Origin of the sequence: Halobellus sp., from assembly GCF_042218505.1 — an archaeon.
GTDB lineage: Archaea > Halobacteriota > Halobacteria > Halobacteriales > Haloferacaceae > Haloquadratum.
This window is the reverse complement of the sequence record NZ_JBDGQZ010000043.1, coordinates 1-13,527: the sequence shown is the minus strand read 5'-3', so window position 1 is coordinate 13,527 and position 13,527 is coordinate 1. Positions and strand designations below refer to the sequence as shown.

General features: G+C 63.9%; 12 protein-coding genes. 8 read left to right on the top strand and 4 right to left on the bottom strand.

Translation table 11 applies throughout. The annotated features are described in order from the left end of the window. Positions 1–56: 56 nt before the first annotated feature. Entirely contained in the window at positions 57–2,357 is a 2,301-nt protein-coding gene (locus ABEI27_RS11755) for a PAS domain S-box protein (protein WP_375799595.1), read from the top strand. 15 nt (positions 2,358–2,372) lie between these two features. Here ABEI27_RS11755 and ABEI27_RS11750 read toward each other — a convergent pair whose 3' ends face one another. Both ABEI27_RS11750 and ABEI27_RS11745 read right to left on the bottom strand, forming a co-directional pair. After that, positions 2,373–3,209: an RAD55 family ATPase gene (locus ABEI27_RS11750; protein ID WP_375799594.1), complete on the bottom strand. Its 837-nt coding sequence runs from the start codon at positions 3,207–3,209 to the stop codon at positions 2,373–2,375. 50 nt (positions 3,210–3,259) lie between these two features. Beyond that, positions 3,260–3,589 (bottom strand): cupin domain-containing protein, encoded by a 330-nt coding sequence (locus tag ABEI27_RS11745; protein WP_375799593.1) that lies wholly within the window; start codon positions 3,587–3,589, stop codon positions 3,260–3,262. A 904-nt stretch (positions 3,590–4,493) separates the two neighbouring features. Here ABEI27_RS11745 and ABEI27_RS11740 point away from each other — a divergent pair. The 7 genes from ABEI27_RS11740 to purF all read left to right on the top strand — a co-directional run bounded on the left by ABEI27_RS11740 (position 4,494) and on the right by purF (position 12,296). Continuing rightward, positions 4,494–4,673: a hypothetical protein gene (locus ABEI27_RS11740; protein ID WP_375799592.1), complete on the top strand. Its 180-nt coding sequence runs from the start codon at positions 4,494–4,496 to the stop codon at positions 4,671–4,673. A 62-nt stretch (positions 4,674–4,735) separates the two neighbouring features. Continuing rightward, positions 4,736–5,968, top strand: coding sequence for an HD domain-containing protein (locus ABEI27_RS11735; protein ID WP_375799591.1), 1,233 nt, complete (start codon positions 4,736–4,738; stop codon positions 5,966–5,968). A gap of 145 nt (positions 5,969–6,113) precedes the next feature. After that, positions 6,114–7,127 carry an amidohydrolase family protein gene (locus ABEI27_RS11730; RefSeq protein WP_375799590.1) on the top strand — a complete coding sequence of 338 codons (1,014 nt, stop codon included), beginning with the start codon at positions 6,114–6,116 and terminating at the stop codon, positions 7,125–7,127. A 66-nt stretch (positions 7,128–7,193) separates the two neighbouring features. Then, positions 7,194–7,943: an alpha/beta hydrolase gene (locus ABEI27_RS11725; protein WP_375799589.1), complete on the top strand. Its 750-nt coding sequence runs from the start codon at positions 7,194–7,196 to the stop codon at positions 7,941–7,943. Positions 7,944–8,256: 313 nt separating this feature from the next. Further along, positions 8,257–10,158, top strand: coding sequence for a molecular chaperone DnaK (gene dnaK, locus ABEI27_RS11720; protein WP_375799588.1), 1,902 nt, complete (start codon positions 8,257–8,259; stop codon positions 10,156–10,158). An 82-nt stretch (positions 10,159–10,240) separates the two neighbouring features. Beyond that, positions 10,241–10,615: a hypothetical protein gene (locus tag ABEI27_RS11715; RefSeq protein ID WP_375799587.1), complete on the top strand. Its 375-nt coding sequence runs from the start codon at positions 10,241–10,243 to the stop codon at positions 10,613–10,615. A gap of 139 nt (positions 10,616–10,754) precedes the next feature. Beyond that, positions 10,755–12,296: an amidophosphoribosyltransferase gene (gene purF, locus ABEI27_RS11710; protein ID WP_375799596.1), complete on the top strand. Its 1,542-nt coding sequence runs from the start codon at positions 10,755–10,757 to the stop codon at positions 12,294–12,296. Positions 12,297–12,311: 15 nt separating this feature from the next. Here the strand turns inward: purF and ABEI27_RS11705 are convergent, their stop codons facing one another. Continuing rightward, on the bottom strand, positions 12,312–12,713 hold the full coding sequence (locus ABEI27_RS11705) for a pterin cluster protein (protein WP_375799586.1): 402 nt from the start codon (positions 12,711–12,713) through the stop codon (positions 12,312–12,314). A 63-nt stretch (positions 12,714–12,776) separates the two neighbouring features. Continuing rightward, a complete protein-coding gene (locus ABEI27_RS11700) occupies positions 12,777–13,337 on the bottom strand; it encodes a DUF420 domain-containing protein (RefSeq protein ID WP_375799585.1) in 561 nt (186 codons plus the stop codon). Positions 13,338–13,527 lie beyond the last annotated feature (190 nt).

The window sequence follows — 13,527 nt, the reverse complement described above, 5'->3', positions numbered from 1 at the left end:
CGTTCAGTCCTGGCAAACTTATTTGACCACGTGTCTCGGAACGACGAGATAATCAGATGGCCGGGAACCCAACGGCGTATCCGATCGACAGCCCACCCGACGAGATCCGGATTCTCCACGTCGATGACGATCCCGACTTCGTCGATCTCACCGCGTCGTTTCTGGCGCAGCACAACGGTTCATTCTCGGTTTACACGTCGACGAACCCCGAGAACGCACTCGAACGCATCCGTGGTGAGTCGATCGAGTGCATCGTCTCCGATTACGAGATGCCGCAGCTAACGGGGCTCGAACTACTCGAGCGCGTCCGGGAGTTCGACGACGACGTGCCGTTCATCCTCTTCACCGGAAAGGGCTCCGAGGAGATCGCGAGCAAGGCCATCTCAGCCGGCGTCACCGACTACCTCCAGAAGGAGGTGGGGACAGACCAGTACGCCGTCCTGACGAACCGGATCGAGAACGCCGTCGAGCAAAACCGTTCCCGCGAGGCGCTCGCCGAGAGTCAAAAGCGGCTCTCGCGGTTCATCGAGCAGTCGCCGCTGGGGACGATCGAGTACAACGAGGACTTCGTGATCGTCCGCGCCAACGAAGCCGCCGGCGAGATCACCGGGTACGATCCCGAGGAACTTGTCGGTGGGACGTGGTTGCCCTTCGTGCCCGAGGAGGCTCACCGCCACGTCGCGGAAATCGAACGACAACTCCTGGACAACTGCGGCGGCTACCAGAGCGTGAACGAGATCGTACGGAAAGACGACGAACGCCGGCTCTGTTCGTGGCACAACCGGGTCGTTACCGACGAGAACGGGGAGGTCATCACCATCTTCTCGCAGTTTGAGGACGTAACCGAAACGCGTCGACAGCGGCGCGAACTCGAACGAACGAACGCACTCCTCTCTACCCTCTTCGAGACGCTCCCGGTCGGCGTTCTCGCCGAGGATTCGGACCGGAACGTGCTCACGGTGAACGATCGGTTGTTCGACCTCTTCGGCCTCACGGGGTCTTCTGCGGATCTGCTCGGCGCCGACTGCCAACAGTTGGCCCGCGACAGCAGCGATATGTTCGCCGATCCCGAACGCTTCGTCGAGCGGATCGACGAAATCGTCGAGTCCCAGGAGCCAGTGTGGAACGACGAAGTCGTCTTCGACGATGGCGGGGCCTTGGCGCGGAGTTACCGATCGATCGAACTGCCCGACGGACGGGGACATCTCTGGGTGTATCACGACATCAGCGAGCGGCGAGCCAGAGAGCAGCGGTTGGAGGCCCTGAACCAGACGGCGAGAGACCTGATGACGGCAGATTCTCGTGCAGACGTGGCGCAGATCGGCGTCGATGCCGCCCAGTCGATTCTGGGGCTTGAATCGAACGCCATCCACCTTTATCAGGAGGACAGGGGACTGGTGCCCGTCGCCGCGAGCGAACGACTCGAGGAGGTGGTCGACGAACTGCCGGTGTTCACCGGCGGCGACAGTATCGCCTGGCGAGTCTTCGAGGACGGAGAACCCGAAACGGTCGACGATGTCCACGAAGACGACGATCATTTCAATCCCGACACGACGATTCGAAGCGAGGTCTACTTTCCGCTGGACGAATTCGGAATCCTCATCGCCGGTGCGACGGACCCGGAGGCCTTCGATCAGAACGATTTCGTTCTGGGCGAAATCCTGAGCATCAACCTCGTCCGCGCGCTCGAACAGGTCGAACGGACCCAACAGCTCCAGGAGCGCGAGCGCGAACTGACTCAGCAGAACGCACGACTCGAAGAGTTCGCAAGCGTCGTCAGTCACGACCTCCGGAACCCGTTGAACGTCGCCGAGGGGCGACTCGAACTCGCAATGGAGGAGTGCGACAGCGACCAACTTGCGCACATCGAGAGTGCGCACGCGCGAATGAGAACGTTAGTCGAGGACCTGCTCACGCTCGCCCGCGAACAGGACACGGTCATCGACCCCGGGCCGGTGTCACTCGACTCGTTTGCCGACATCTGCTGGCAGAACGTCCAGACCGAGGAGGCGTCGATCGTCGTCGAGACGGACCGCCGCATCAGCGCCGACGAGACCAAACTCCGACAACTGTTCGAGAACCTGTTTCGGAACGCCGTCGAACACGGCGGTCCGGACGTGACGCTCACCGTCGGCGACCTTCCCGATGGGTTTTACATCGAAGACGACGGCGCGGGCATCCCGGAGGATGAACGCTCGGAGGTCTTCGAGTACGGGTTCTCGACGCGGCCGGGTGGAACGGGATTCGGCCTGGCGATCGCCCTCCAGAGCGTCGAGGCCCACGGGTGGTCGATCGAAGCGACCGATGGCGAGGACGGTGGCGCGCGCTTCGAGGTTCACGGCGTCGAATCGGTGTAAGCGGCGAGTCGGTGGTCAGCGGATCTTCCGAACGTCGCTGACGTCGAAACCGCCCTCGTGGATCTCTGTCTCGAACCGGACGATGTTCTCCCGCTCGATCTGTGAGAGAACGCCCCGAAACTCCTGGACGACCATCGTCCGGGCGCGCTTCGAACCGCCGGACTCCCACTCGAACTGGAGCGTCCCGTCGGCGGCGTCCATCAGGTGTCCCAGTTCAGTCCGCTTGAGCGTCTCCCGGCTCGCAGACGCGAGGATGAGCCCGTTCCAGCGGTGCGCCGCCTTTCCGAGGCCGCGAATCACCGTCGCGATGTCGTTCCACGACATCTCGTCGGAGATGGCGGCAACGAGATCCGTGATCGAATCGATGACCACGAGGTTCCCTGCGGCGTGCGCGTTGAGGTACTGCCCGAGCGCGGTGAGCACGTCGGCACGCTCTTGTTGCCCGCCGAGGTCTTGCAGTGTCGTCGTCTCCCCCAAGTACCACTCGCGGGGGACCTGACTGAGTTGGAAGTACTCCGGCGAGAAGTCGCGGACGGTGATCTCCCCGGCCGCCGCGTCGACGAGTTCGTCGTCGAAAACGTACGACATTTCCCGGCGCACGTTTGACGCGTCGGCGGTGAACGAGAGGTAGTGCGTCTCCGGCGGGAGGTCGGCGTCCTCGTGGAGGTCGCCGTAGTGGAGATCGAAGAGGTCCGGATCGGTGTGTGCCAGTGCGTTCATCACTGCGCTGGTGTACATAAACTCCCGTGCGCCAGCACCGGGCTCGCCGACGAGAAGCACCACCGTTCCCGGCGGGGCCCCACCGTCGAGAATGCGATCGAAGCGCGACACCCCAAACGGGATGCGATCCATATAGACCTCCTCTCGGCCACCGGCGTTAATGGTTTCGGGACCCGTCGGTGCTACGGAAGCGGGCAGAGACTCGCGGTGAAGACGGCGACCGAATCGGACTCGTTGCGCGCGCCGTGGACCGCGCCGCGGTCGTGTTTGACGACGCCGGGGGCCTCGACGACGGCTTCCTCGCCGTCGCGAGCGACCACGACGGATCCGTCGAGAACGTGGAAGACGTTGGTGCTGTCGGCGTGTTCGTGGGGATCCAACTCCGCGCCGGGGGCGAGCGCGAACCCTTTGACCAGGACGTCGTCGGTGACGACGAGTTCAGTCGTGTCGACCTCGCCGTCAGCGGGATCGAGCGATTCTCGTGCCTGCGCGTACAGATCGAGAGCAGCCATATCTAAATGTTACTCGGGATGCCCTATACACTATCGGTCGGAATACGCGGTGCGGCGGTACTGCGTTCGCGAAACACTGATCCAGGCGGCGTTGGTGTGAACCTCGAAGCGCCCCCGCTATCTTTTCCCTCAGTGGCTTCGATCACCCAGTCGTGGGTCTCTGAGATCTCAGAGACGAGTACGAGTCCGGATCCGGTACCGTCGGTGGCGGTCGTGGAGCCGCTTTGAGCGACGGCCGGGACAGTCCACACCGCGGATCGGCGTGTTCGATTCGCCGAGTACGCGAGAGCAATCTGGAGGGGAGGGCAGCGGCGCTAGCGAAGGCGAGAACGCACAGACCGAACAGCACTGGGGAGGAGTTCGAAGGCGGCATTCGGGAGACGGGTGAAGTCACCGCGGCGGGAAACACGATCAACAGATCGGATTCCGTGTTGATCCCGTACTGCGGTTCATACCGCTGTCGATCTTCGGGAGGTGGCCCCTTGGTGCCTCTGACTGTGGGATTCCCGAGGGCCGGATCGACAGTCGGCCGCCGATGGGAGGGCCGAAGACCTCACAGCGCCGGTAGAGACGGGGAGACTCCCACTGCCAGCGTCGTGAGGCCTCCGGAGGTCCACGCCGCGGCGCTGGGTGGTTCGACGGTGCTGTGGTGGTTGCAGGGAGAGTCGACCCGTCCATCCAGCGGGTCGATCAATCGCGACGCCGCATCGCGACGTCGCAGTATCGCATAGCGGTGGAACCCACTTCAACCGGGGCGACGCTCAATCCGAATTGGTCCATCGAGAGAGGTCAAAATCGGATTAATTGTTCGAGCGCCGGACCGGCGTGGCGGCACACAGCCGACTGGGGTCACCCCGCTCAGAGGATCCGGGATGTTTTCCTCTGGGCGGTCGAGCGGGAACGTATGTGGTCCCGCGATGCCCTCCTGTTCGCCATCCTGCTCGCCCTGCTGAACGTCGCCTCTCGCCTGCCCGCCGACGGCGGCTCGCAGCCGTTTCTCGCCGCTGCGGGAGTCATCGGGGGGATTACTTTCGCCGGACGGACGCTCTGGGCCGTCGCTACGGTCGCACGGCAGCCAGAGTGACAGAGCGCGTGACCGCACGCGTCGCGGGCGAGGTTTTTGTACGATCCGGCGCAACGCGGCGTATGGCGACGATCAAAGACAGCGTCCACGACCACATCGAGGTCGAGGGCGTCGCGGCGGCCCTCCTCGACACCGAGCCCGTTCAGCGACTCCGGCACATCAAGCAGTTGGGCACGGTGCAACTGGTCTACCCGTCGGCCAACCACACCAGGTTCGAGCACTCTCTCGGCGTCTATCATCTGGCCGACCGGGCGCTCGGTCACTTGAGCATCGACGGAATCCAGGGGGAGCGCCTCCGCGCGGCGGCTCTGCTCCACGACGTGGGCCACGGTCCATACAGCCACAACATCGAGGAGGTCACGTACCGCCACACCGGCAAGTACCACGACGACGTCGAGGAACTGCTCGCATCCGGTGAAGTCGGTGAGACGCTCCGAGGCCACGATCTCGATCCGGATCGAATCGCCGGACTGGTGGCCGGCGAAGGGCAGTACGGGCAGCTTGTCTCGGGGGAACTCGACGTCGATCGGATGGATTATCTCGTCCGCGACGCCCACCACACCGGCGTTCCCTACGGGACGATCGACCACGAGCGGTTGGTCAGAGAGCTCACGTTCGTCGACGGGGAACTCGTGCTCGCCGAGGGGAACGTCCAGACCGCCGAATCGCTGCTGCTCGCACGGGCGCTGATGAATCCGACAGTGTATCAACATCACGTCGCCCGGATCTCGAAAGCGATGCTCCGGCGCGGTGCCGAACGGCTGCTCGAACAACCCGAGATCACCCCGCACCGACTCCGGCGGATGGACGATCACGACCTCCTCGTCGCCCTCCGAGCGACGTCAGAGACGAGCGACCTCGCCCGTCGGCTCCGGACTCGCGACCTGTACAAACTCGCGGTCTGGGCCGAGTTGGAGGCGGTCCCCGAGGACATCGTCGACGCCGACTTCGAGACGGTACGTGGGCTCGAAGAGACTGTGGCCGACCGAGCCGGCTTCGCCTCCGAGAAGGTCGTGATCGACGTCCCGGAGCGGCCCTCGATGACCGAGTCGACCTCGCGGGTGATGGTGAGCGGCGAGATACGACAGTTAGGGAAGCAGTCGCCGCTGGTGTCGGCGCTGCGAACGGCCCAGCAGCAACAGTGGCGACTGGGCGTCTACGCCCCCGAGGGCGACACCGACCGCGTGGGGCGCGCCGCCGTGGCGGAACTGGGACTGGATCTGGACGGAGCGCTCGTCTCCGACGTGCGGCCGGGGCTGACAGCGACGCTCGACGAGTTCGCTGACGTCGGATGAGCGCGTAGAAGGCGACACATCATTAAAATACTGGAGGCGGCACCCGGTGAAAGCGCGGGATGCGGCGCTGTGGAAGGACGTGAGAGACGGCACAGACGCTGAGAGGCCGGGAGGTTCAAGCCGCTACACCGAGGAGATATTCGTAATGATTGTCGAGGGGACCGTACTTCGTGGACCTGATCTCGAGCCCGTCGAGGGCCGCGTGGTCGTCGAAGACGGCGAAATCGTGGCCGTCGAGGAGGCATCGGTCCATTCGAACGCCATCGTGCTGCCGGCATTCGTCAACGCGCATACGCACATCGGCGACTCCATCGCCAAGGAGGCCGGCGCGGGGCTCTCGCTCGACGAACTCGTCGCGCCACCGGACGGCCTCAAACACCGGCTCCTCGACGCGGCCAGTCGCGAGGAGACCGTCTCGGCGATGCAGCACTCGCTGCGGCTGATGTGCGAGACCGGGACCGCAGCGTGTGTCGAGTTCCGCGAGGGCGGCGTCGAGGGTGTCGAATACATCCGCGAGGCCGCGTCGGACTACCCGATCGATCCCGTCGTCCTCGGCCGGAGGTCAGCCGACGCGATGCACGAGTCTGACGGATTTGGAGCGTCGGGTGCTCGCGACGCCGACTTCGACAGTTTGCGGACCGCGACGCGCGAAGCCGACAAACTGTTTGGGATCCACGCCGGCGAGCGTGACCCACACGACATCAACGCTGCGTTGGACCTCGATCCGGATTTCGTCGTACATATGGTCCACCCCGAGACGATCCATTACGAGCGACTGGCCGACCGACAGATCCCCGTCGTCGTCTGTCCTCGCTCGAACCTGGTGACGGGTGTCGGCGTCCCGCCGATCCGCGAACTGGTTGACAGAACTACGGTGGCGCTCGGGACCGACAACGCGATGCTGAACTCGCCGTCGATGTTCCGCGAGATGGCGTTCGCCGCCAAACTCGCTGACGTGCCGGCCAGAGAGGTGCTTCGGATGGCCACGGTCAACGGCGCGGAGATCGCCGGTCTGGACTGCGGCGTCATCGAAGCCGGCCGGCCGGCGAAACTGCTCGTCCTCGACGGCAACTCGGACAACCTCGCCGGGGCCCAGGACGTCGTCCGCGCGGTAGTCCGTCGGGCCGGTGCAGCCGACGTGAAAGACGTCATCTACTGACCCCGAGGAACGCCGTCTTCTGCCCCCTGCAGCGGGATTTATACTGCCACGGCTCCCTCGTCCGCCGTGCGTCCATCGCTACAATCGCTCGTCCGCGAGACGCCTCGGGTCCGAATCACGCGACGGGGGCGGCCCGACCACGAGGACCTGCTGGTCCTCCTCGGCTGGGGCAACAGGCCCGAGCACGAACACGTCGCCTGGTTGCTCACGCGTCTCATAGAGGCCGGCTACTACGTCCACGCGGTCACGCTTCCGACGAACGGCTGGAACTTCGAGGCGCAGTACCGCGATCCGATCGCGACTTACGCGAGCAACCACGGGTTCGAGGTCGTGCTGAGCCACAGCACGGGCGGTCTCGTCGCCGAGTTCCTCGACGAGTACAGACACGTCTTCCTGAGCCCTTGGTGGGGGATCGAGACCGAGGGATGGCTCGACCGGGTCACAACCGACGTCTTCTCTCGCCTGCCGACCGCACAGCGACGCTACGATCCCGACTTCGACCCCGACGCGATCGGCGGCCTGAAGTCGCCAGCCGAGGCCGCTGCAGGGCCCGAGGGCATCTCGCCCGCCTTCCTCTCGATGATCCGGGATGCACAGTCCCGCCTCGGCCGCTTCGACCGTGACGACGTCGTGTTCTACACGCTCAGCGACCAGATCGTCGATCCACAGGCCATCGAGGCCCGGGTTCCTCCGTCCAATCGCCGTCCCTACGACGGCGGCCACGAGTTCTTCGCCTCGTCCGGGCGGGACAGCGTTCTCGCGGACCTGCGCGCCGCGCTGGAATCCGGGGCGACGGCGCTCGCCGACGACGAGTAGCGTGGGATGACGTAAATTAGAGTAGCGTAACAAATGCAACTGGTCACTCACCTGATCGCACGACCGCGGTCGATTGAGTGAGTGAAGATTTGCAACTGCCACGGTAGCCTGCAAGTGGACCCGGAACGACTGCCCGGGGACCACGATGTCGCGTTCGACCAGCCGTGCCGACTGACCTGCGCTTCGATATAAATCCACCTACCTGACAATGATCCGCACGGACTAATCGGAGGACCGCGTGGACCCCGCTACCCACCGTGCGAACCACCGTCTAGTAACCTTTAACCGATTTAGACCAGTAGTTGACGCTAAGATGGCGAGCAACAAGATCCTCGGTATCGACCTCGGCACCACGAACAGCGCGTTCGCGGTGATGGAAGGGGGCGACCCGGAGATCATCGTGAATTCCGAGGGCGAACGGACGACGCCCTCCGTCGTCGCCTTCGACGACGGAGAGCGACTCGTCGGTAAACCGGCGAAGAATCAGGCGGTCAAGAACCCCGAGCAGACGGTACAGTCCATCAAGCGTCATATGGGCGAAGAGGGCTACTCCGTCGAACTCGACGGCGAGGAGTACACGCCCGAGCAGGTCTCGGCGATGATCCTCCAGAAGATCAAGCGCGACGCCGAGGAGTACCTCGGCGACGACGTCGAGAAGGCGGTCATCACGGTTCCGGCGTACTTCAACGACCGCCAGCGACAGGCCACGAAGGACGCCGGCGAGATCGCCGGCTTCGATGTCGAACGCATCGTCAACGAGCCCACGGCCGCGTCGATGGCGTACGGTCTCGACGACGAGTCCGACCAGACCGTTCTGGTCTACGACCTCGGCGGCGGGACGTTCGACGTCTCGATTCTCGATCTCGGCGGCGGCGTCTACGAGGTCGTTGCGACCAACGGGGACAACGGCCTCGGTGGCGACGACTGGGACGACGCCATCGTCGACTATCTCGCCGACGAGTTCGAAGCCGAGAACGGCATCGATCTCCGCAACGACCGGCAGGCACTCCAGCGGCTGGAAGACGCCGCCGAGGAGGCGAAGATCGAACTCAGCAGCCGGAAGGAGACCACGATCAGCCTCCCGTTCATCGCGACCACCGATTCGGGACCGCTCGACCTCGAAGAGAAACTCACGCGGGCGAAGTTCGAGTCGCTCACCGAGGATCTGATCGACCGGACGGTCGACCCGACCGAGCAGGCGCTCGAAGACGCCGGCTACGACAAGCCTGACATCGACGAAGTCATTCTGGTCGGCGGCTCCACGCGGATGCCGCAGGTCCAAGAGAAGGTCGAGGAGATGACCGGCAAAGAGCCCAAAAAGAACGTCAATCCCGACGAGGCCGTCGCACTGGGCGCGGCGATCCAGGGTGGCGTGCTCGGCGGCGAAGTCGACGACATCGTCCTGCTGGACGTGACGCCGCTCTCGCTCGGAATCGAAGTCAAAGGCGGCCTCTTCGAGCGGCTCATCGAGAAGAACACCACCATTCCCACGGAGGAGTCGAAGATCTTCACGACCGCCGCGGACAACCAGACCTCCGTGAACGTGCGGGTGTTCCAGGGCGAGCGCGAAATCGCCAACGAAAACGAACTGCTCGGCGAGTTCCAACTCACCGGCATCCCGCCGGCTCCCGCCGGAACGCCACAGATCGAGGTGTCGTTCAACATCGACGAGAACGGCATCGTCAACGTCGAAGCCGAAGACAAGGGATCGGGTAACGCCGAGTCGATCACCATCGAGGGCGGCGCGGGACTCTCCGACGAAGAGATCGAGCAGATGCAGGAGGAGGCCGAGGAACACGCCGAAGAAGACGAGCGTCGCCGCGAGCGCATCGAGGCGCGTAACGAGGCCGAGAGTACGATCCAGCGTGCCGAGACGCTCATCGAGGAGAACGAAGCAGAGATCGACGACGATCTCCACGACTCGATCGAGGAGAAGATCGAGGATGTCGAAGCGACGCTCGAAGACGAGGACGCGACGAAGGAGGACCTCGAAGACGTCACCGAGGCGTTGACGACGGAACTGCAGGAGATCGGCAAGCAGATGTACGAAGCCCAGCAGGCCGCCGGTGCAGGCGGTGCCGGCGCCGGTGCTGCGGGTGCAGGCCCTGGCGGAGCGGCCGGTCCCGGCCCCGGCGGAATGGGCGGCGCTGCGGGCGATGACGACGAGTACGTCGACGCCGACTTCGAGGACGTCGACGAAGACGACGAAGAGTAACGTCGCCGCGCGCAGACCGGCGTTCTCACCCGCGGTCAGACTCGAGGAAACCCTTTTTTACAAGGCGTCTGTCCGGTCGGGTATGCCCATCACCGACGACGAGTGGGAGTCAGGCCGACAGTGGACCGACGTCGAACGCGCAATCGCGGAGTTCCTCGATGCAGTCGCTCCGCGGGCGTACGCCGTGGCCGAACTCCACCAGTTGTTCGTCGGTGGTGGAACGGTCACCGCTCCGGACGGGAACGACGGACTGGACGTCGTTCGCGACGAGGACGCCGACCGGGAGGTCGATGCGGACCCCGCCCGAGTCGATGTCGCGCCGATGGACGTCACAGAACGGGAACTTCGAGCGGCCGCAAACGGTCTTCGAGACGCCGAGTATCTGGACTCGAAGGCGATCCGGACAGCCGATGGATTCGTGACGTACTACCGACGCTGCGATTGCGGGATGTTCTGAGGTATGCATATATGTGCATATTTTCTCTGCTGAGATGGCAGAAGACAACATATGGACGGACTTTTACCCGCGGAATTGTTTACTAATGCATATGCCAAACGGGCGGGACCCCTCGAACCCCACACCCGGACGCGGACCGATGGACGCTGGATCGGCGCACACATCTGAGTCGGACTCGGCGGAGACCCAGGCGGCGCTCTCGGGCCCGACAGAGAAGTGTGGTGTCGTCGGCGTCGCGCTCGAAGACCGGGCCGCTGCGCGCCCGCTGTACTACTCCTTGTACGCGCTCCAACACCGGGGCCAGGAGTCTGCCGGTATCGTCACCCACGACGGCTTCCAGCAGCACAGTCACGTGGAGATGGGCCTCGTCGGCGACGCGTTCGACGAGTCGGATATCGAAGGGCTGGCAGGACACACGGGCATCGGTCACGTTCGATACCCGACGTCCGGCGGCGTCAACGCCTGCTGTGCACAACCGTTCTCGGTGTCGTTCAAGTCGGGATCGCTGGGCCTCTCACACAACGGCAACCTCGTCAACGCCGACGAGATCCGGTCGGAACTCGCTGACCTTGGCCACGCTTTCACCTCCGACGGCGACACTGAAGTCATCGCGCACGACCTCGCACGCAACCTGCTGGAAGCGGACCTCGTCCGCGCGGTCAAGCGCACGATGGATCGGATCCACGGCTCGTACGCGCTAACGATTATGCACGACGAGACCGTGTTGGCGGTGCGCGATCCACAGGGGAATCGCCCACTCTGTATCGGTGAACTTGAGGACGGCTACGTCATCGCCTCCGAGTCCGCGGCGATCGACACCCTCGATGGTGACCTCGTCCGCGACGTCCGACCCGGTGAACTCGTCGTACTCGAACCCGACGGATCCGGCTTCGAATCGTATCAACTGATCGAACAGGACAACACCGCACACTGCTTTTTCGAACACGTCTACTTCGCCCGGCCCGATTCGATCATCGACAATAAACTCGTCTATGAGGCTCGACGCGACCTCGGGCGGAAACTCTGGGCGGAGTCCGGCGTCGAGACCGACGTGGTGCTTCCCGTCCCTGACTCGGGGCGCGCATTCGCGTCGGGATACGCTGAGGCCGCAAACGAGACCACTGCGGATGGCGCACCGCGCGGCGACGACGAAGGGACCGTCGAGTTCGCTGAAGGGCTGATGAAGAACCGCTACGTGGGCCGAACGTTCATTATGCCGACCCAGGGCGAGCGCGAACGCGCCGTCCGGTTGAAACTCAACCCGATCAAGAGCACCATCGAGGGCCGGTCGGTCACCATCATCGACGACAGCATCGTCCGCGGGACGACGTCGCGACAACTCGTCTCGCTGCTCCGCGACGCCGGTGCGGAAGAGGTTCACGTCCGGATCGGTGCCCCGCCGATCGTCTCCCCGTGTTATATGGGGATCGATATGGCCTCCCGCGAGGAACTCATCGCGGCGGACCGCTCGATCCCGGAGATCTGCGAAGAGATCGGTGCCGACAGCCTGGGATATCTTCCGGTCGACGCCATCGCCGACGTGCTCGACCAGTCTAAACTGGATCTGTGTCTGGGTTGTGTCACCGGCGAGTACCCCTACGACATCGACGGCGAGGAGGCCGATCGCGACGTGCAGCGACCCGTGATCGGTGACGGCGAGCGGGCCCACGCCGACGACTGAAGGGTCGCCTCGAAATCAGACGCAGAAGAGGAACGGATTGACCAGGGCGACCCGATCGTCCTCAGCCAGTGTCGTATCGAAGCCGTCGAGCACTTCGTTGAACTGTCCGTTCACGAGGATCCTGGCGTACGCACGGGTTCGCTCGCCGTCCGGATTCGCACGAAGGTCGCCGGGGACCGCCTCGCCGTCGATTGGGGCCCACCCGCGCGTCGCCGACTCCTCGGCCGACTCGGCGATCACGAGTTCCCGAACCGCCTCGCCATAGTCTTCGAAGAACGCCGAGACGAACTCCCGGAGGGTGTCGCCCTCGAACGTGTACGAGAGTCGTGGTGTGCCGATCTCGTCGCGAACGTGACCGGTGGCACGCACCTGAACCGTGGTCTCGGTGGCCTCTCGGACGTCCTGAACTTGCGACATAGCGAGTGCTACGCGACGAAACCGGATATGAAGTCCGCCGAATATGTTCGCCCGCCCGGTCTGTCAGTAGACGACGTACAGCATCGCGTAGACGACGTCTCCGAGCAAGAACGAGATCAACCACAGCGAAGCCGCGACCCGGCCGACTGTCTGATGCGACGTTTCGTAGATGGCGTCGATCGGGCGGGTCACGGCCAGCAACAGCACGTAGTACAGCAGGGGGATACAGACGATAGCGAGAATAATATGCACGGCGAGAATCGGGAGATAGACGAACTGGTAGACCGTCTCAGGGCCCGGAAATTCTGACGGTCCGAGGAAGATGATGCGGTAGAGATAGAGCGCGAGAAACGCCACGAAGAGGCCAAGTGTGGTGAGCATCATCGCTCGGTGGCGTTTGATCTGCCCGTGACGGATGAATCGGACGCCGAGGAGGATCGTCACGATAGCGAGCGTACTGAGGGCGGCGTTAATATGCGGGATCGCATCGAAGACGAGCGCCGGGGCACGGGGGAGAACCGACGAGGGAATCGCTCCGAGAACAGCCCCGAACACCGCTGCCAGAGAGACGACAGAGAGCGCCGTAGTCAGTTCGCGGATGCGGTTGCGCGCGCGAAATTCCATACCGAAACTCCGGCACGGAGCGGTGAAAACAGTACCGTCTGAGCCCCTTCTCGCCGTCGAAAGGAAACTCATTTAAATTACCCCAGACAATCACTGAGTGCGAAACACGATACTGCGAGCGTGGGTAGCCAAGCTAGGCCAACGGCGCAGCGTTGAGGGCGCTGTCCCATAGGGGTCCGCCGGTTCAAAT

Excerpts from the sequence above, each read along its gene's own strand:
- ABEI27_RS11735 (WP_375799591.1), top strand. The coding sequence starts at position 4,736 with ATGGCGACGATCAAAGACAGCGTCCACGACCACATCGAGGTCGAGGGC.
- ABEI27_RS11745 (WP_375799593.1), bottom strand. The coding sequence starts at position 3,589 with ATGGCTGCTCTCGATCTGTACGCGCAGGCACGAGAATCGCTCGATCCC.
- ABEI27_RS11705 (WP_375799586.1), bottom strand. The coding sequence starts at position 12,713 with ATGTCGCAAGTTCAGGACGTCCGAGAGGCCACCGAGACCACGGTTCAG.
- ABEI27_RS11740 (WP_375799592.1), top strand. The coding sequence starts at position 4,494 with ATGTGGTCCCGCGATGCCCTCCTGTTCGCCATCCTGCTCGCCCTGCTG.
- dnaK (WP_375799588.1), top strand. The coding sequence starts at position 8,257 with ATGGCGAGCAACAAGATCCTCGGTATCGACCTCGGCACCACGAACAGC.
- ABEI27_RS11715 (WP_375799587.1), top strand. The coding sequence starts at position 10,241 with ATGCCCATCACCGACGACGAGTGGGAGTCAGGCCGACAGTGGACCGAC.
- ABEI27_RS11700 (WP_375799585.1), bottom strand. The coding sequence starts at position 13,337 with ATGGAATTTCGCGCGCGCAACCGCATCCGCGAACTGACTACGGCGCTC.
- purF (WP_375799596.1), top strand. The coding sequence starts at position 10,755 with ATGGACGCTGGATCGGCGCACACATCTGAGTCGGACTCGGCGGAGACC.
- ABEI27_RS11730 (WP_375799590.1), top strand. The coding sequence starts at position 6,114 with ATGATTGTCGAGGGGACCGTACTTCGTGGACCTGATCTCGAGCCCGTC.
- ABEI27_RS11755 (WP_375799595.1), top strand. The coding sequence starts at position 57 with ATGGCCGGGAACCCAACGGCGTATCCGATCGACAGCCCACCCGACGAG.
- ABEI27_RS11750 (WP_375799594.1), bottom strand. The coding sequence starts at position 3,209 with ATGGATCGCATCCCGTTTGGGGTGTCGCGCTTCGATCGCATTCTCGAC.